Below are 19,604 nucleotides of genomic sequence, written 5' to 3' on the forward strand. Positions count from 1 at the left end.
TTTAGGGCCTCTTATGTCGAAGGAAAACGGGGCAGCCCCGTGAAAAACCGTGCACTTGGAGGCGTCAGGATTGTATCAGCGAACCGAGAACCAGATGAACCTGCCCGTCGACTTTTTTCTGCCGTTCGGCGGAAAGCTCGCAGAAGATAACCGCTGGGTGCTGCTGGCCCAGATGATTCCGTGGTGGATGCTCGAAGAGAAGTATGCGAAAAACTTCAAGAAAAGCCTCAAGGGCCAAAAAGCCGTTTCGATCCGTATCGCGCTCGGCGCACTCATCATCCAGGAGCGGCTTGGCACCGATGATCGGGAGACACTTCGTCAGATTCTGGAGAACCCGTATCTGCAGTACTTCCTCGGTCTGCCGGAATATCGGTACCGCCGTCCGTTTCATCATTCTCTCATGACGCATTTCCGCAAGCGATTGGGTGGCGAAATTCTGGATGAAGTGAATGAATGGATCGCTCTGGAAGAAGCGCGCAAGTGTCGGATGATTCATCGGGCGACGATGAACCTGGCAGCGGAACTGACGCAGCGTCCGGTAAGCCTTCAGAAACGCAGCTACAGCAGATGGAACTGACGAACGAGGGCGAACTGCTGCTGGACGCTACCTGCGCGCCGGCGGATATCGCCTACCCGACGGATTTGTCGTTACTGAATCAGGCCAGAGAAAAGCTGGAGAAGATCATCGACATCCTGCACGAACTGGAACGTGGAAAGACCCGCAAGCCCAGAACATACCGAGAGCGTGCCCGCAAAGCTTATCTGGCGGTTGCCAAGCAGCGGCGCGTGAAGCCGCGCGCGATGCGAAAAGCGATCGGCAAGCAGCTCAGGTTCGTTTCCCGTGATCTGCGCATGATCGCCGAACTCGCCGATATGACGAGCGGCCTGCCGCGGCGTTTGTACAAGGAACTGCTGGTCATTCAAGAGCTTTATCGTCAGCAGCAAACGATGTATGACAAGCGGACACACAGCATATCGGATCGGATTGTCAGTATCGCACAGCCACATGTCAGACCGATCGTGCGCGGCAAAGCCAGGGCAAACGTCGAGTTCGGAGAGAAGCTGGCGATTAGCGTGGTGAACGGCTACGCTTTCCGCGAGCATCTGTCGTGGGATAGCTACAACGAAGGGCAGACATTGCAGGACGCCGTAGAGCGTTACCGCGCCAGATTTGGTTATTATCCCAAAGCGGTGCTGGCCGACCAGATCTATCGAACCCGCGACAACTTGCGCTTCTGCAAAGAGGGAATTCGCTTAAGCGGACCGCAGTTGGGTCGTCCGTCAGCCGATCAGCAGGAGAAAAAGAAAATCGCCAAGACGGATGCAGCCGCACGCAATGCGGTGGAAGGCAAGTTCGGCGAAGGCAAGCGCAGTTATGGGTTTGGCCGTATTCGAGCACACCTTCAGACGACGAGCGAGACCGTGATCGGGCTGCAACTGCTGGTGATGAACCTCGAAAAGAGACTTCGGGGTCTCTTTTTGTCTATTTTGCAATGGCTGTGGTTGAGACTCGCGGTCCGCTTGCTCGTTCCACTGTAAAATGTGACCCGTTCAGCAAGCCCTACCTAGCAAGGTTATCCGATGCCTCTCATTGTAAAGGCACCACTACGCTGAATACGTTGTTTACAGAGTTAAGATATCCCGTAAACAAAGTAACATTATCGGTGAAATTCGTTACTTTGTTTACTATTAATAGCATGGTTTAAGCTAGTCAAGATAAAGTTAAAATGTTGGCGGATCGCCAATAGGACTAATGACAAATTGAAGGTGAAATTGCATATCGACAGCGGACACGATGCCGGGGCGATGTGGTTTGCGTACTCGACCGTCTATTCTTCACCGGACGAAAGCGGCTGGTATTCGCTCGTTATCATTGAAAAAAATGGTTTTTTTCCAATGCGCCACACGGAGCAAAAGCCAGTGCAACGATCTACAGTGTCATTGAAACAGCGAAGAAAAACGGGCTAAATCCTTTCAAGTATTTGACGGACCTGCTCGAACAGCTTCCGCAGCTTGCGAATCCGAAAGATCCGGTTGAGCTAGACGAATTGTTGCCATGGTCGCCTTCGCTCCCACTGACGTGCCGCCTATTTCAATCAAACTAAGACTAACAGGCCCTCATCTTGGGAACAAGGTGGGGGCTATTTTGCGCTTACACAACTGCTGGTGATGAACCTGAAAAGAGACTTCGGGGTCTCTTTTTGCCTCTTTTGCAATGGTTTTTGTCAAGGCTCGCCGTTCATTTGCTCGTAACATCGTAAAACATGATCCGCTAAGAAAGCCCTAATTATCAAGATTCAATGTGATGTCTGAAAAGAAAATTGAATTTACCTAAGAATGGATATAAAAAAAGAGGGAGTGAAGCCCAGCAACTATTTCATACCACTTATTATCATTTTGCTGTATATAATTCTAAGTCATGAAATTGAACCGATTTGCTGATATAATCAATTTATAGTTCTCTCAGAAAGGTCCGTGACATATTGAAACTTATTATTGCGGAAAAACCGGATCAAGGGGCGAAGTTGGCTTCACCTTTTAAACATAAAAAAACAACAAGGGTATATTGAAATCTCACCGAACGATACATTTAAAAATCGCCTACTAAAGGCGATTTTTTATTTTTGACTGTGATAATATTTATCGGATATAATTAAATGTGAATAGGGAATGAGATAAAGTTCTTGTCATTTATGGGATAATGTTCTTGTCATCCGACATGGATGTCGGGAGATAAGAACATTATCTCATTAATTGCTGCGAAAATCGCGGCTTTTTTATTTATGGGATAAAGTTCTTGTCAAAACCAAATGACAAGAACTTTATCCTATTACCGATTTTGACAAGAATATTATCCCATTCCCAACGAACCAATCATCGAAGGTTTATATTTTAACAGCTTTTTTGTTTATCGGTACAAGTTAGTGTCCGGAGTCGACAACAAAAACTTGTATTAGTTAACTCAACAATTATGAATTCATAACCGCCTGAATTTTTGCCGGTTATCATTAAGTGCCGCGGCATAAGAACATTGTACCATTGCCGATTAGATAGGTATTTAAAGTGGAATTGGTTGGTCTTTTGTGTATGACTGGAATCCTAAAGGCAGATTTAGCGGTATTCAATGAGGTCTTTATTGGTCGGGAAATACGACATTATTGTGTCCTAATTTGAAGGCGGGATACGCTAGTTATTCATTCAATGCCCGGACAAAGAATGCGCTGTTGTATCAAGAAATGGAGGCATGAGCTAAAATCAGTGGCATATGTATCCGGGTCTGGTGATCCTTCCGAACCGGACACAGTGGCTTGCTGGGAATATTGATGTACTTTCCTTCTTTGCGAAACGTTACATTGAGTATTATCATTTAAAGAACGAGGAGTCGTCCTGGGTTAATAAGTACGATTATCACTATCAAAAGCGAAGATGCTGGACGTCATATTAAATCAATGACGTTTTACACACCTCAAGCAGTTGCAGTGATGGTCATGAGTAACTAAATTTTTGTTTTTTACTGGCACAAGTGCTTGTCTTGAGCTGAGGACAATCGCTTGTATTAATTATCGAAAGGCACGAGAACAGGCTTAGCGATCCTGCAAGCAGAAGTCCAAATATGTAGACCTTGCATCCCTAGGAAACCTGCAACGCACAGCAGTAGATAGGAATATTATGTAAGCTGCGGTTAAACGGTAAGTCATTTCATGCGCTAAAATGTTTCAAGCTCGCATTATTCACGGCACGTGCAGACGGCAAGGAACCAGTTTACCAGCTGAAACATGAACAGCCTGGCCAGAACCTTAGCACGGTTCAATTCCGCTATGACACTTAATGAATAGCGTAAATAAGTTGGCTGCTCAACCAAAAGTGAAGCTAGGAGTGGCAACAGAGGCACAGCATGAACCATGCTGTGCCTCTGTTTTTTTAAGTGCTTTTGCCAGTCAACATATACTTTTTTGACATGGAGTAATTTAGGGAAAATTGATAAATTATTAACTGTAAGCGCTAACAAGACATTAACATACTTGGGTATTTTGGAGGGAGCATCAAAAAATTAGTATTGAAAAAGCTTGATAAAGGAGAAATTCACTTGAACAAAGACAGCAATCTAATGAAGTTTTCTTTATTATCTGTATCTTTAATATTGACTTCGTCAACGGCGATTAGTGCCGCAATCCCGCAAATGAGCGAAACATTCAGTGGGTATTCATTATCTTCAATTGAGCTGTTAACTACAATTCCTTCCTTCATGGTTATGATTTTTGTGTTGCTGAGCAGCTTTATTGCCCGCAAGATTGGTCAAAAGCAAACCATAGTTATTGGACTGATTATTACTGGGGTTTGTGGCATTATGCCAGCATTTGTGAGCAGTTATGAGCTGGTGCTGATCTCAAGAGCTGGTCTAGGGATTGGTTTTGGCTTGATGAACTCACTGGCAGTTAGCATGATTTCATCATTCTATAGTGGCAATCAGCGTGCGACATTAATTGGCTTCCAAAGCGCATTCCAAGGCTTGGGAGGAGCATTCATGACGTTCTTGGTAGGAAGTCTTCTGGTAATTGGCTGGCAGTATTCATTTTTAGTGTATGCATTAGCTTTTCCAATTCTCTTATTATTTATAATGTTTGTTCCTAAGCCGGAATCCTATGGTTCTGTTACGGGTGAAGAAGCGCCACAAGCCTTTAAAACGAATAAAGCCATAATCGGGTATGCTATTTTCCTAATGGTCTTAGCAGTTCTATACAATGCTGTTTTCGTGAAGCTTGCAACATTACTAACGACCAACCATCTGGGTTCAGAAACAAGTGCAAGCACTATCTTTAGTATTTTGCAATTAGCAAGTATGGTCACAGGCTTTATGTTCGGTATTGTTCAATCCAAACTTCGCAAGTTTACACTGCACACTTCTTTGCTGTTGATGGCAATAGGTTTCTTTTTGATTGCCAGTATTTCAAATATGTATGTTGTTGCAATTGGTTCTATCTTAGTAGGCATTGCATTCTCTTTATTTATCCCGTTTTTGTTCAATCAAGTGAGTATCTTATCGCCTAAAAATTCAGCAACCTTCAATACGTCGATTCTGTTGGTCGGTGCAAACATCGGATCGTTTGTGGCACCATATGGACTGCTCGCATTATCAAGTATTAAAACTGCAGAGCCTTTGATCGCAGTTTTCATCAACGGTGGTATATTGTTATTTGCTCTGGCAATTTCAGGACTTTTTCTGGTTAAGAAAATCAAAGCATAAATGAAAAGAGGCTGAACAAATGTTTAGAATTACTGAATTTAAGGTAGAGTACCGCAAAGTTCCTATCGGGTTGGATATTGATAAACCACGTTTTAGCTGGACGATGACCTCGTCAAAGCAAGAAGTGAAGCAGCAAGAATATAGAATTAGGGTTCGAGATCAAGCGCGATTAGTCTGGGATTCAGGTATCTGCCAGTCAGACGTGTCTCATTTAATCGAATATGACGGTAGTTGTCTGGAACCACTAAAAAGCTACCAGGTATCGCTTGAGGTATCAAATAATTATGGTGAGAAGGCATCAAGCTTAAGCAGTTTTGAAACAGGGTTAATGGATTATCGAAATATGAAAGCGGATTGGATTACGGTGAACAGTAAAGGAAGAGATGAGATTCCTATTTTCAGAAAGACATTCAAATTGAAGAGTGAAGTTGCGAAAGCACGTATCTATGCTTCTGCTCTTGGAGTGTATGAGCTATCCCTAAATGATAACAAAGTGGGCGACAGCTATTTCGCTCCAGGCTGGACGTGTTATCACCATCGGATTCAATATCAGACCTATGATGTCACTGAAATGCTCAAAGAGACGAGCAAAGATTACAAGCTGGATATAACGGTTGCAAACGGCTGGTACAAAGGAATATTTGGATTGGAATCCTCCCCCAACAACTATGGAGATAGAGTCGCATCCATTGCTTATGTGAGAGTGGAATATGCGGATGGGGGAATAGACGAGTTTGGAACCGACAGTAGTTGGTCTTGCTTTACGGGGCAGACCGTAACAAGCGAAATGTACCTAGGTGAGCATATCGACAAAACGATCAGCGAAACGGAATTGGGTAAGGTTGAGACGTATAGCTATCCCAAAACGGTGCTTATCGCACAGGAAAACGAGCAAGTTAAAATTACCAAGAGGTTTAAAGCGATAGAAAAAATAGTGACCCCAAAAGGCGAAACCGTTTTAGATTTTGGTCAAAATCTAACAGGCTTTATTAGCTGCGTATTGAAGCAGCCCAAAGGTACTAGAATAACCATCAAGCATGCTGAAGTGCTTGATAAAGAAGGTAATTTCTATACTGAGAACTTACGGGCTGCCAAGCCAGAAGATGTGTTTATTTGCAGTGGTGAGGAAGACGTATTCACACCTAAATTTACTTTTCACGGCTTTAGATATATAGCAATTGAGGGGCTAATCGATGCGTGGGGTATGAAAGACTTTACCGCATGTGCTTTACACACGGATATGGAGGAGACAGGAACATTTACCTGCTCAAATACCAAAGTTAATCGTCTTCAACAAAATATCGAGTGGGGACAAAGAAGCAATTTTCTGGATATTCCTACCGATTGCCCACAGCGTGATGAACGTTTGGGCTGGACAGGTGATGCCCAGGTGTTTGCTAGAACAGCCGCATTTAACTTTAACACAGCACTTTTCTTTACGAAGTGGCTGAAGGACCTGGCGGTGGAACAAACTCGCAAAAGCGGAGTGCCTTACGTTGTACCGAATATCCTGGGTGAGGCAGATGCAGCTACGGGTTGGGGAGATGCGGCGACGATTATTCCATGGACGATGTACCTGGTCTATGGGGATAAGCGTATCCTGGAGCACCAATATGAAAGTATGAAGAATTGGGTAGAGTACATCCATAGCAAGGCGCAAGGCCCTGAATTATGGCAGCAAGGGTTCCATTTTGGTGATTGGGTAGCACTGGATAAAGAGGAGGGTAGTGACCGAGTAGGTGCAACAGACGTATATTTTATTGCTTCTGCGTTTTATGCATATTCGACCTCGCTTCTAATGGAGACTGCTAAAGTCCTGAACAAGGAGGAAGATGCCACAAAGTATCGACAATTGTATCAGCGGATTATTGCAGACTTTAGGGATGAGTATATTACGAAGAAGGGTCGTCTGGTCAGTGAAACGCAAACAGGTTGTATTTTGACGCTAAACTTTGACCTTGCAGAAGAAAAAGACCGACCAAGAATTTTAAAAGCGTTGGTAGAAAATCTGAATCGTCATGATAATCATTTGGTTACAGGTTTTTTGGGAACACCATATTTATGCCAGACACTTACTGAAAATGGATACCATCAATTAGCAGGTGAGGTCTTTCTGAAGGAAGATTACCCTTCATGGCTTTATACAGTTAACATGGGCGCTACTACGATGTGGGAACGATGGAATTCCATTAACCCAGATAGGAATTTTGACGAATCCGGCATGAACTCATTTAATCACTACGCCTATGGAGCCATTGGAGACTGGATGTATCAAAAACTAGCAGGAATTCGTTTGATTGAGCCGGCCTATAAGCGCTTCATGATAAAGCCAGAACCGATTCATGGGATTACTTGGGTAGATGCCTCATTCACCTCGGTATATGGTATCATCAGGTCCAAATGGAGGTTTGAAAAAAATATCTTCTCCCTAGATATTGAAGTTCCAGTAAACACAGAAGCTGAAATTTGGTTAATCCATTCGGAGAAACCTGTTTTGGTTGGCTCAGGTAGCTATCATTTTGAGTTTGTTACTGGGCAATCAATTTAAATATATCATTAATCTTTCAGCTAAAATGGAGGGCGTGCTTTGGTAGCACGCCCTCCTGTTATATTACTTCTCCTCTGCTGTATTGCTTTGAAGGGAATCTAGTAAAATCTTTTTTGCTGTGGCCCCTTTATCGGTGTAGTCAAACATGGACATGCTTCCCCAACCTATGAAGTCAGGAGCCCAGTACCGTATGCCTGCCAGGCCATGTGTCTTACCCCATTCGATAACATCATGGTAAATAGCTGCTTGTCCTTCTTCTGTATGAGGATAGCCCTTGACTGTTTTTGACCATCCTGCAAATGGACCTTCCACTTTCCCTGAAGGATAGGAGAACTCGGCGATAAACACGGGGACGCCAACCTGCTTGTTAATAGCAGTAACTATTTTTTTATACATGACCATCTTGTCGATATATATCCCCGGTGCGCTGGGATAGAAGCTGATTCCAGCAACACTTAATGGGAATCCATTTTCCTTCAGCGTATTGAAACACGTGACTGCATTATGCACCGTAGACACGACAGTTGCAATATGCGTGGAAAATTTGACGTTGCTGGGGTTTATGCCTAACTCAGCATATGCGCTCTTGATCCCGTCAGCTACCGCTGCCATCTGTAATGCGTTGTACTTCCATACGTTGTTTTTAAGCCAGCTCGTCCCGAAAATAGGAAGCATATATCTCATTGACATCGGGAAGCTTTCCAGTTTTGGATTCACAGCTGTCTTCAATCCGAGGTTAACGCCTGCAAAGCCAAAATTGGCCTCGTTGCCAATGTTCCAATTCTCGACAGTGGCTCCTGTTTTCAGAATTTCTGCCGCTACAAATTTTCCGTAGGCTTTCAAAACAACATTCATTTCATCCAAAGTAAGTTCTTCCCAGGGTTTCCCATTTTGCAAAGCATAAATCTCTGGATATTCTTCAAAGTTCGGAGCTTGCTGCCGATCCATGTCCATATAGGTATAGGCACCCATGATTTCAGGATTCAGTGGAATGTTCAATTTTGCTGCCATCTTGGCCAGCTCCAGTCCTTGTTGCAACGTATGGTAATTTGCATTGGAGTCCTCCTCGCCATTCACAAGATTGTCCTTGGTGGGATAGCGTTTTGTGGCGATTCTTGCATACATTTCCGTTGCCCCTGCCGTAATATACATTTGTTCCAGTTCCTCACGGTTCTTAGCTGTCAACTTATCTGCAGAATAAGTATATGCATTATCAAAAGCGCTGCCTGAAAAAGGACTCACCGAAAGTGCCGTCCGAAATTTCTCCGAATTAGGTGCGGGTACGTAATTTTTATTTTCCACATAGATGGACAGGTTGCCTAAAATAACTCCACCTATAATAGCGATAACGACAACTATAGAGAGTATGATCTTGGTTCTTGTTTTAATTCGCTGTAGGAATGATTTTGCTTGCTTCAACATACATTTATGACCCCCATTTTATATTTTGGTTGCTGCGTATACCAGACAATATACAGATAAGTTATGAACTTTTTATTAACTCGTTTTGTAGGGTGTGAGTGTACTATATGTTGAGCTATGTACTACACAACTGTAATTCATAAAAAGTTTATATTTTACGTTATAATTAGGAATAACTTAAGGTGTAATCATGTCTAAGAAAAGAAAGGAATCTTTATGCTTAACATTTTGATCGTTGAAGATGATACGAAGCTGCAACATTTATTTAGCACTATTTTAAAGAAGAATAATTACAATCCTATAGTTGCGCCAGACGGTGAACAAGCGCTTGAACTCATGGAACACGAGCATATTGACTTGATTATATCTGATATTATGATGCCAAATATGGATGGCTATGAGTTTACCAAGCAGGTGCGAGAGTTTAATCCGGCTATCCCCATTTTTATGATCACGGCCAAAGATACCTTTGAAGATAAGAAACAGGGGTTTTTGAGTGGCATTGATGACTATATGGTCAAGCCTATTGATATTAATGAAATGCTTTTACGGATTCATGCTCTTTTAAGGCGCTCTAGGATTGCAACAGAGAAGAAAATTCATTTCGGCAATACCAACTTGTTATACGACAACTTGACAGTCGTTTATAATGGAAAAGAGCTTCAAATGTCTCAAAAGGAGTTTTATGTACTTTTTAAGCTGATGTCCTATCCTAATAAAACGTTTACTCGGCAAAATCTAATGGACGAAATCTGGGGGCTGGATAACATGTCAGATGAACGAACGGTGGATGTACATATTAACCGGATTAGAGACAAGCTAAAGGATAACCAGGATTTTAAAATTGTGACCGTACATGGATTAGGCTACAAGGTGGTGAAAAATGAAGAAAGTCAAAAAAAATAATCAAATCGGCTTATGGAATCGACTGGTATTTATTGTGTTTGGTATTTTAGTGTTCACTGGAATTATTGCCTATCTCATTGTATTCACTGTACTTAACCGGGATTTATTTTATTACCTGGAATTTAATTTTTCATTTTCGCTTATTTTAGCACTACTTCTTAGTTTAATTATTGGAACGGCTATAACCTATCAAGTAGGTAAGGAAATTCTGATCCCTATGATGAAGCTAAATCATGCTTCCAAGGAAATTGCAAGCGGCAACTTTCACGTGGAGGTCAATGTAAACACGCGTATTAGAGAAATTCAAGAAATTTTCCGAAACTTTAATCAAATGGCTAGTGAATTAAAAAGCATTGAAATGATGAGAAATGACTTTGTTACTAATATCTCACACGAATTCAAAACACCCTTAACTTCAATTGAAGGGTATGCCACCTTATTGCAGGACGAAGGACTGGCAGTTGAGGAACGTGAGCAGTATATCCAGATGATACTCGATAGTGCAAAGCAGCTTAGCACATTGTCGTCCAATATTTTGAGGCTGTCTAAGCTGGAGAATCAGGATAGAGTTACGGATAGAAAGCTGTATCGCCTGGATGAGCAGATCCGCTATGTTTTGCTTCAATATGAACAAGCGTGGTCAGAAAAGGAAATTGAATTAAAGCTGAACCTGCCTAAAACATCTATTTATCAAAACGAAAGCTTATTGACTCAGGTGTGGAGCAATCTGTTATCGAATGCCATTAAGTTTACTCCGGCAAATGGCAGCATTGAGATAACGATCACAAAGCTGGAGACAGAGGTCGCTGTGTCCATCAAGGATAGTGGTATGGGTATGACCCCGGAAGTGAAAAAGCATATTTTCGATAAATTCTATCAGGGTGACCACACCAGAGCGAAAGAAGGAAATGGTCTAGGACTTGCGTTGGTTAATCGTATTGTTTGCTTATGCAATGGACAAATCAATGTTTACAGTGAACCGGGCCAAGGAAGTGAGTTTAAAGTGAAGTTTTTAAGCGATTGAATCATAGTGTCGTACTGCTTGCTCATAATAATTCCTCAAGCTTGCTGGAAGTCTCGACGCTTTCAGCAAGCTTGAGGAATTATTTGTAGTCAGGTAGCCATACAGACTTTAGGATATCCGTGTGACTACTCAACATAATCTTTTAAGAAACAAGGCACAATTTAGACATCAGCAAAAAAATTAATTTCAGGAGCAAGTGGCTATGCTCCATAATTAAAAGGTTATTGGGCGACAGAATTCAGCAGTGGATAATTATTGCTTCCATATTCGGTACGGTCGCCTTCTATTGGTATTTTTATATCTCTCCGCTCCACGAAGGAGAAATACAGCAAGCAACAATTTAAGGGAATAGGCGAAGTTAGTGAAAACATTACCATATCAAACGACACTCAAGCTATGGTTTACGAACAAATTTTGGTTCATTATTTTTTTCGTCAATATTCTGGTCCCTTTATAGGACCTGTACGCAAACTGTATAATGCGTTGAAATCAAGTGAAATAGGGGACATAAGACGAAGATACGAGTTAAAGGATGAAGAATGGAATATCCTTGAACTCCTGCGGCCCGAAAAAACTTCGACAAGGATCGACGACAAAATGCTTATACGGTGCCTTTGGATCGCTCAAACAGGATCACGGTGATCCTACCATCGGATGCGTTTATCAACATGGAGCGGGTGTAAAAGGAGGCAGGACCGGCTAGCCATTGGACGCTCGGACGGAGGATTAACCACCAAAATTCATGCCTTGATGGCGCTGGGCTATCCACTGTGTTTTGAATTGACGCCAGGGCAAAGACCACGACTCCGTCACCGGATCGCGCCTACGATACCAACGCCATACAAGAGCTTTTACATAGGCGAGCGAACACTATGGTGATCCAAAGTAAACGCAATCGGCGGGTAAATCGCCCGATTGATTCTGAAACGTGCAAACACGACACTTAATCGAATGCTTTTTCAACCAGTTCAAATGCTATCTACGCCTAGCCATTCGCTATAAAAAACAGCGAACATGTTCATGGCTTTTTGGACGCTATTTTCGATTCGTTTATGGCTCAAATAGGTTTGCGTATAGGCCAGGCAAACAAACTCTTTACAGAGCATATCTCAGGAAATATTTCAAATCATTCAAGAGGAACACGCCTTTAGGAGATCGATACAACTCATTTCATGCTATCCCCTTATTTTGTAAGTTATTGTGCAGGTTGGAGTGAGGAAGAAGTAATCGCTAGTGCAGCAATGAAAAAATTGAACAAGTATTTTTGAAATATTTTCTTTTTGTCAGGTAAGAGTGTTTTCCAGACAGAAATTCTGATTATAAGCAAGTAATATACATGGGAATGACTTTAAGTATGAAGAAGTGACTTAATTTAAGAAGCAGAATTGGCAATGATTCTGCCATCCTTGTAGGAATGGGGATTAGAGTGCTATGAGAAGAATAGTAGTTAGTGGAAATACGTATTTGTGGAATTATAGAGCGGTTTACTGTAGATCCATGTCAACTATTATTTTTGAGAATAGAGATATAAAATTTATAATTCAGTTTCTACTAAAGATACAATTGCTGCTGGTGGCCCTTTGAATGAGAGATTACGGGTGATGAAAGAGGGTAAACAATATTCTATTAATCTTAGCCAACCTAAGTATGTTGCTGAAGTGTTGCAGTATATACTTGGTATGGAGTTAGATGTGACAGTGAAGAAAGTGCATGAACTAAATGATAATGGATTGTTGGTTAGTAAGTGGTATCAGGATGTGACTGGGCTTTTGATATAAGGATTAATACCAAGAAAAGTAAATTAGGAAATTGATTATACCTAGGAAGGACAGGACAAAGAGCGGGGGAATTTACCATCGTACAATAAAACTGCACAAAAAAATGAGCAGAGACAAATGAAAACGGTTCTGCTCATTACTTTCAACTAAACTGGTGCTTAGAATCTCATTTTTGCTTTTAGCTTAGAGTTCGAGGACTCCTTCTTTTGGACTTACACGGAAGGCTGCTGCTAGATCGGCTAACTTTTGATCCGTGATGCTCTGCTTCACTTCTCTTACGCCAATCAGGTTATAGATCGTAGCTGCTTTTTCAATGGTCTCTACTAATCCGAACGTAGCATCCATCATTGGGCCTGTGACAAATATTCCATGCTGTGGCCAGATGACTACACGAAATTCTTTCATTTTATCAGCAGTTGCGCGACCGATCTCGCTGCTGCCAGGTACCATCCAAGGGACTACTCCTATGCCATCCGGGAAGACAACGAGACATTCCGTGCACATCTCCCATAATGTTTTGGTTAATTTCAACTCGTCCAGATCATGTGTGAAGGTCATGGCGATTACATTGGTTGCGTGCGTGTGCAATACGATACGGTGCGTCGGATCCACTTTTAAGCGCTCGATATGACTCATGAAATGGGAGGCCAGCTCACTTGTTGGAACTGCTCCTTCTCTCAGACCCCAGAGAATTTCGACACTTTTACCATGCTCATTGACACGCAGCACCCCTAGATTAGCTTCCGGGTCCTTAATTACATTTCTGAAGTACTTGCCGGACCCGGTGACGATGAAATACTTACCAGCCAGTTCGGTTACTGGAAAGGTTAAGTCGATGGTGCGGAGGGATTCATGAATATTGATATATTTCTTGACCTCAGCTTCATCCAGCAAATAGCTGATATTCCCCCCGTTTAATTCATCCCAACCAAGAGACCACATAAGATGTGTAACCTCTGACATTTCCTGAATAAATGGTGCTTCTATATTACCAATGTATCTTTTTGAGTTCATTACTGCTGATGTCATGCTTGGCTCTCCTTTGATTACCTTATATTTTTTACCGTTGAGACATAATTCCTTGCTCATATTCCTTTACTTCTGTAAGCCATTGCTCACGTACTGGTGTATTTTGCACTGCACAGTAGTAATCCCAGATCGCACCGAAAGGATAAGATTTTAATTCTTCTACTAATGCTAACCGAGTCGTATAGTCCCCGGCGAGTTCGGTATCTTTCAGCTGAGACACGGGCTCGAGCATTGCGCGCAGCAAGGCTTTGATCGTATTGCGTGTACCGATCACCCAAGCGGCCACATGGTTGATACTGCCATCAAAGAAATCGAGACCAATATGGGTGCGCGGAAGCAAATCTCCACGGACCAGTTCACGGGCAATTTCAAGCAGTTCATCATCCAAGGTAACCACATGGTCGCTATCCCAACGTACAGGTCTGCTGACATGAAGCAGCAGCTTTTCACTGAACATTAGGATCGAGGAGATTTTATTTGAAATGACTTCAGTCGGATGGAAATGCCCAGCATCAAGGCACACGGCTTTGTTACGAGTCAAAGCATAACCCATATAAAATTCATGCGAGCCTACTACATAGCTTTCGGAGCCAATACCAAACAGTTTGCTCTCTACTGCATCGACGTTGTATTGTGGATCAATCTCCTCACTAAATACTTCATCCAACGATTCCATGAGACGCGTACGAGGGGAGAGCCGATCAACAGGGGTATCCTTATAACCATCTGGAACCCAGAAGTTGGTTACGCAAGTTTGTCCCAATTCACGTCCGAAGGATTCGGCAATTTTACGAGAAGCTTTACAGTGTTTAATCCAGAAGCTGCGGATACTCTGATCTGCATGGCTTAATGTGAATCCGTCTGCTGCCTTTGGATGAGAGAAGCAAGTCGGATTAAAATCAAGTCCCAGCCCTTGTTCTTTGGCCCATTCTACCCAACGAGCAAAGTGTCTTGGTTCCAGCTCATCCAAATCTACTTTTTCATCTGTATCGGCGTAGATGGCATGCAGATTGACTTTATGCTTACCGGGAATTAAAGATAATGCCTTTTCCAGATCTTTGCGCAATTCATCTGGGGTTCTGGCCCGTCCAGGATAGCTTCCAGTAACAGCGATTCCACCACTAAGCTCTTTATCTTTAAACAGAAATCCTTTGACATCATCTCCCTGCCAGCAGTGCAGAGATATTTTGATTTCGGACAATCTTTTTAATACTTCATCAACATTAATTCCAAGGTTCTCGTATAGCTTCTTGGCCTCGTTATAACTATTAATAATACTTGGGTCCATGTATTTAACCTCCTAAGTTTATCCAGCGGCTTATTGATTGTTTAGGTTATGCATCTTATGAATTCTATCCCATCGTTGAATTGCTTCCTGAAGTCCGTTTATTTTTCTTGGTTTATAAGATTTGATTTCGAAGGAATTGGCAATGATTTTTCTAACTTCATGAATGTTTGGAATATCTCTTGCTCTAATTAGTTGAACAGCAAGATTGCCAATGGCTGTAGCCTCTGTTGGGCCTGCTTGCACTTCCTTGCCTGTGATGTCAGCGGTTAGTTGGCACAGTAATACATTGTTGGCCCCGCCGCCTACAATTTGTACGACTTCAATCGTGCTACCTATGATTTCTTCCAGTTCTATAAGATAGGAACGGTAAGAGAGAGCCAAACTATCAAATATGCAACGCGCTATTTCACCTATAGAATGAGGTATTGGCTGCCCGCTATCCAGACATGAACTGCGGATTTCACCAGCCATATTATAAGGGTTTAAGAATCTAGCGTCATTGCAAGGAATCAGGCTGCGAAAGCCTTGAGCATCAGTGGCAAGCTCAGCCAATTCGGCAAAGCTATAGCTGTCTCTGGTCTGTCTCCGCACTTCTTGAATCATCCAAAGACCCATGATGTTCTTCAAAAAACGATAGGTTCCGAAAGCGCCCCATTCATTAGTATAATTTGCCTGCATGGCAGCTTGGCTGTTGATCGGATGATCCAGCTCTACTCCAAGCAATGACCAAGTTCCACTGCTTATGTAGGCTGCAGTTCGTTCGCTTTGAGAAGGAACACCAAGTACAGCAGAGGCCGTATCATGAGTTGCGACACAGATTAGCAGGCATTCTGGCAAATCATATTCTTTCACCAAGTCTTCGTTGACGAAGCCAAGCACCTCACTCGGTTCCACCAGTTCAGCGAATTGTTCTCTTTTGAGTTGCAGCAAATGTAATAGATCATCATCGAATTCACGTGTTCTTAGATTTAGCAGTTGGGTCGTCGAGACATTGGTTACCTCGTTCATTTTTCGGCCGGACAATCGGTAATAAAGATAATCCGGAACCATCAGGATTTTATCAGCTTGAGCCAGTTCCTCAGATTGATGTGCATAAAGCTGATTCAGCGTATTAAAGGATAGCTGCTGGATTCCTGTTTTGGCATAGATTTCAGAAGGCGACATTAGTTTGTTAATTTCCTCGATGATATGGTCTGTTCGAGGATCACGATAAGAATATACTTCCTGTATACGATTACCATTGGCGTCCAAAAGCACGTAATCTACAGCCCAGGTGTCGATTCCTAATGTGCATTTACGAATCCCACTCCGCTTGGCCTTCTTTAAGCCGACAATAATCTGTTCAAGCAAATAGTCTATATCCCAAAAGTAAGCGCCGCTGCGCTCCGTAAAGCCGTTTTGAAATCTGTGGATTTCTTCCAGAATGAGTTTGCCTTCCTTCAATTTTCCCAGTACGAGCCGTCCGCTTGAGGCACCAATATCAACGGCAATATGATCAATCATTAGGAGTCTCCTTACCTTGAGGTGTGATGAACGAAAGATATTTCATGAAGCACTACAAAATTTTCTTGAACATATCGATAACTTCCTGTTTGGTCGGAATAAATGGATTACCGGGTGCACAAGCGTCTTTCATAGAGTTTTCAGCAAGCAGGTCCAGATCTACATTCTTCACGCCAAGCTCGGAAAGCGTGGAGGGGATGCCTACTTCATTGGAAAGGGCCTCGATCGACTCAATTACAAATGCTGCACATTCTTCATTACTTTTACCCTCAACTTGAAGCCCGATGACCTTCGCGATTTTTCTAAACTTTTCAGGAACGTGCTTGGCATTCTCTTTTTCAACGATCGGCAACAGCATCGCATTACATACACCGTGTGGTAAATCATACACACCACCGAGTTGATGAGCCATCGCATGGACATATCCCAGTCCCGCATTGTTGAAAGCAAGGCCGCCCAAGAATATGGCATATACCATCTGCTCTCGTGCTTCAAGATCATGACCGTTCTTTACAGTGCGGGCCAAATTAGCAAAAATCAATTCAACGGCAGCAAGTGCAGTTGCATCTGTCACCGGATATGCATTAGGAGTTACTAATGCTTCGATAGCATGTGTCAATGCATCCATTCCTGTTGCTGCTGTTAGTGCAGCCGGTTTGTCTACCATCAATTCTGGATCATTCACAGAGATGGTAGCAAGACTGTTTTTGTCTACCATAACCATTTTTACTTTGCGTTCTTCATCCGTGATTACGTAGTTGATGGTTACCTCCGCTGATGTGCCCGCAGTAGTGTTGACCGCGATGATCGGAAGGGACTTATGTTTGCTCTTGTGCACACCTTCGTATTCTTTGATATGGCCGCCATTTGTGGCAATAATGCCTATCCCCTTGGCCGTATCCTGAGGTGACCCTCCTCCAAGGGAGATCAGATAGTCGCAGTTGTTCTCCTTTAGAAAAGCAACTCCATCATGGACATTTTTACAGGTAGGATTAGGTTTCACGTCATCATAGACTACGTAATTAATCCCTGCTTTGTCCAATACAGCCTTGAGCTTACCTCCAATACCGCTTTTCATCAAAAATTTATCAGTAACGATCAATGCCTTCTCAAGTTTCAGCTCATGGATGTATTCCCCAATTTTCCTGAGGCATCCTTTTCCCATGATGTTAATGGAGGGAACATAATACACATGAGTAGCCATAATTTTAAACAGCCTCCTTTAGTTTTGTTTTACAACTTCATACTATGTACAATAATCTGTGAAGTCAACAATTAAAATTTTGTTTGTGTTGTTTTGCGTTTAAAAATGTTTGTTTTTAGACAAAAGTAAAGATTATTTTTTTTTCTGACTTGTCTTTGTGTGGAGGTTACAGTAAAATCCATCTATATTATGTTCAGATCTGTATTGGGAAAGGAGCAAGTGGATGTTACCAGGTGAAAGACGAAACATCATTATTGATTTGGCTCTTCAAGATAAGCGAGTACTCGTGTCCGACTTAAGCAGGGAATTCGGGGTAACAGAGGAGACGATCCGTCGAGACTTGGAGAAGCTTGAGAAAGAAGGCATACTTACTCGTACTTATGGTGGAGCAGTCATTAGTAGACATACCAGTGAAGATTTGCCGTTTAATACCCGCAATTCGCTAAATACAGATATGAAGCATAGTATTGCATTGAAGGCATTTGATCTTATTAGTGATGGAGACACCTTAATGGTCGATGCAAGCTCTACAACTTTTGAACTGGTAAAATTATTGAGTAACAAAAGAAATTTGACGATTATTACGAACTCTGTCCATCTACTACATAAATTTTCGACTACAGCCTTGAACATTATTTCCTCGGGGGGCTCTCTGCGACATCGTTCCCATTCTTTAGTTGGAGCAGTCGCTTGCAATACCATTGAGAGATATCACGTTGATACTGTAATAATCAGTTGTAAGGGGATTGATCTGAAGAACGGAATTACAGATTCCAATGAACCTGAATCTGACTTGAAAAGATGCATGTTACGGCAAGCAAGCCAGATAATATTATTAGCAGATCACACCAAATTTGACAATACTGCATTTATTAGATTATCAGAGATATACCAGATTGATGTATTAGTCACGGACTGTATGCCCTCTGAAGTGTGGATGAATTTCTTTAAAGAAAACAGTGTTGAAGTTATTTACTAAGGCGTGATTAATCATTGGCTTGAATCAGGTGGGCAAAAAAGTACTGAAACAATTGCAGATACTATTATTTCCTTTGGCCATCACAACACTTTTAAATAGAGTTTAGCATTACTGATTAGGAACATTTACCTCATAATGTGGAGTGCTAAGAAAGACAAGAAGAATTTTGAGATTGTTGGTATTATTTAATTTCTATTTCGTATCAAGTAATGTTTTCATTAATCTAGGGTCTCAACACGATTTTCTTTTCAGTAAAGAACAAGTTTGCTTATTGAAGTATAATTCTGCGTACTTCCATCTATAATTAGCCATACTAAGTTGGAGAGATTAAACGTAATCATATTTTTATGGCATCCTCAAATTTTGTTTTGTGAAAGGGGGGCAGAATGCAATTTATTATAACTGACCAGATGCTTTAATAATTTATAGATGGGATTCATATAAAGCTGAAGGTGTGCTCGAAGCAAAAATTATTGTACAGTTGACAGCCTAGCGTTATACTATAATTATCGGAAAATACACATTATGGTATATAAACTAAAACTATATCTAGCCTGTTCCTGTGACCAAAGTTGGAAAGTTAGAGGCTCCTGGGAAGGGCACGGTTCTAAATTGATGCGTAGTGTATTCTAACAACAAATTTGCTTTAAAGGTACAATTTCTTGTCCTTATTCTGAC

General features: G+C 42.0%; 13 protein-coding genes and 1 pseudogene. 9 read left to right on the forward strand and 5 right to left on the reverse strand.

Annotation, left to right across the window (positions count from 1 at the left end; genetic code table 11):
- The first annotated feature begins 94 nt into the window (after nucleotides 1-94).
- The 5 genes and pseudogenes from ACYCS5_RS27865 (at nucleotide 95) to ACYCS5_RS27885 (ending at nucleotide 7,793) form a co-directional block, all read left to right on the forward strand.
- A protein-coding gene (locus tag ACYCS5_RS27865; protein ID WP_459761348.1) for an IS5 family transposase occupies nucleotides 95-1,539 on the forward strand; the annotation gives its coding sequence in 2 pieces (ribosomal slippage) (nucleotides 95-481 and nucleotides 484-1,539; 1,443 coding nt in all).
- A gap of 222 nt (nucleotides 1,540-1,761) precedes the next feature.
- Entirely contained in the window at nucleotides 1,762-1,968 is a 207-nt protein-coding gene (locus tag ACYCS5_RS27870; protein WP_459760477.1) for a hypothetical protein, read from the forward strand.
- Nucleotides 1,878-2,105, forward strand: a pseudogene (locus tag ACYCS5_RS27875) (transposase domain-containing protein); the annotation flags it as partial. The gene ACYCS5_RS27870 and the pseudogene ACYCS5_RS27875, both read left to right, overlap by 91 nt.
- Before the next feature lie 1,982 nt (nucleotides 2,106-4,087).
- Nucleotides 4,088-5,245 (forward strand): MFS transporter, encoded by a 1,158-nt coding sequence (locus tag ACYCS5_RS27880; RefSeq protein ID WP_459760478.1) that lies wholly within the window; start codon nucleotides 4,088-4,090, stop codon nucleotides 5,243-5,245.
- A gap of 19 nt (nucleotides 5,246-5,264) precedes the next feature.
- Nucleotides 5,265-7,793 (forward strand): family 78 glycoside hydrolase catalytic domain, encoded by a 2,529-nt coding sequence (locus tag ACYCS5_RS27885; protein ID WP_459760479.1) that lies wholly within the window; start codon nucleotides 5,265-5,267, stop codon nucleotides 7,791-7,793.
- 63 nt (nucleotides 7,794-7,856) lie between these two features.
- On the opposite strand, the gene ACYCS5_RS27890 is transcribed toward ACYCS5_RS27885, so the two are convergent.
- Nucleotides 7,857-9,215, reverse strand: a complete 1,359-nt coding sequence (locus ACYCS5_RS27890) for a glycosyl hydrolase 53 family protein (protein WP_459760480.1) — start codon at nucleotides 9,213-9,215, stop codon at nucleotides 7,857-7,859.
- Nucleotides 9,216-9,431: 216 nt separating this feature from the next.
- Here ACYCS5_RS27890 and ACYCS5_RS27895 point away from each other — a divergent pair, with 216 nt between their 5' ends.
- The 3 genes from ACYCS5_RS27895 (at nucleotide 9,432) to ACYCS5_RS27905 (ending at nucleotide 12,923) form a co-directional block, all read left to right on the forward strand.
- The gene (locus ACYCS5_RS27895) at nucleotides 9,432-10,121 is read left to right on the forward strand and encodes a response regulator transcription factor (protein WP_459760481.1); all 690 of its coding nucleotides are present in this window, start codon (nucleotides 9,432-9,434) and stop codon (nucleotides 10,119-10,121) included.
- The gene (locus tag ACYCS5_RS27900; protein ID WP_459760482.1) at nucleotides 10,099-11,145 is read left to right on the forward strand and encodes a HAMP domain-containing sensor histidine kinase; all 1,047 of its coding nucleotides are present in this window, start codon (nucleotides 10,099-10,101) and stop codon (nucleotides 11,143-11,145) included. Before ACYCS5_RS27895 ends, ACYCS5_RS27900 begins: the two co-directional genes overlap by 23 nt.
- 1,601 nt (nucleotides 11,146-12,746) lie before the next feature.
- Nucleotides 12,747-12,923 (forward strand): hypothetical protein, encoded by a 177-nt coding sequence (locus tag ACYCS5_RS27905; RefSeq protein ID WP_459760483.1) that lies wholly within the window; start codon nucleotides 12,747-12,749, stop codon nucleotides 12,921-12,923.
- Between the two features lie 183 nt (nucleotides 12,924-13,106).
- On the opposite strand, the gene rhaD is transcribed toward ACYCS5_RS27905, so the two are convergent.
- From rhaD to ACYCS5_RS27925, 4 genes are read right to left on the reverse strand one after another with little or no spacing between them, the layout of a single operon-like run.
- Entirely contained in the window at nucleotides 13,107-13,952 is an 846-nt protein-coding gene (gene rhaD, locus ACYCS5_RS27910; protein ID WP_459760484.1) for a rhamnulose-1-phosphate aldolase, read from the reverse strand.
- Between the two features lie 31 nt (nucleotides 13,953-13,983).
- Complete coding sequence (rhaA, locus tag ACYCS5_RS27915) at nucleotides 13,984-15,240, reverse strand: L-rhamnose isomerase (protein ID WP_459760485.1); 1,257 nt, start codon at nucleotides 15,238-15,240, stop codon at nucleotides 13,984-13,986.
- A gap of 30 nt (nucleotides 15,241-15,270) precedes the next feature.
- The gene (rhaB, locus tag ACYCS5_RS27920; protein WP_459760486.1) at nucleotides 15,271-16,743 is read right to left on the reverse strand and encodes a rhamnulokinase; all 1,473 of its coding nucleotides are present in this window, start codon (nucleotides 16,741-16,743) and stop codon (nucleotides 15,271-15,273) included.
- Nucleotides 16,744-16,795: 52 nt separating this feature from the next.
- A complete protein-coding gene (locus ACYCS5_RS27925) occupies nucleotides 16,796-17,947 on the reverse strand; it encodes an iron-containing alcohol dehydrogenase (RefSeq protein WP_459760487.1) in 1,152 nt (383 codons plus the stop codon).
- Nucleotides 17,948-18,170: 223 nt separating this feature from the next.
- Between ACYCS5_RS27925 and ACYCS5_RS27930 the strand changes: the two genes are divergently transcribed.
- Nucleotides 18,171-18,926 carry a DeoR/GlpR family DNA-binding transcription regulator gene (locus tag ACYCS5_RS27930; RefSeq protein ID WP_459760488.1) on the forward strand — a complete coding sequence of 252 codons (756 nt, stop codon included), beginning with the start codon at nucleotides 18,171-18,173 and terminating at the stop codon, nucleotides 18,924-18,926.
- The last annotated feature ends 678 nt before the right edge of the window (nucleotides 18,927-19,604 follow it).

The organism is Paenibacillus sp. SEL3, from assembly GCF_054602585.1.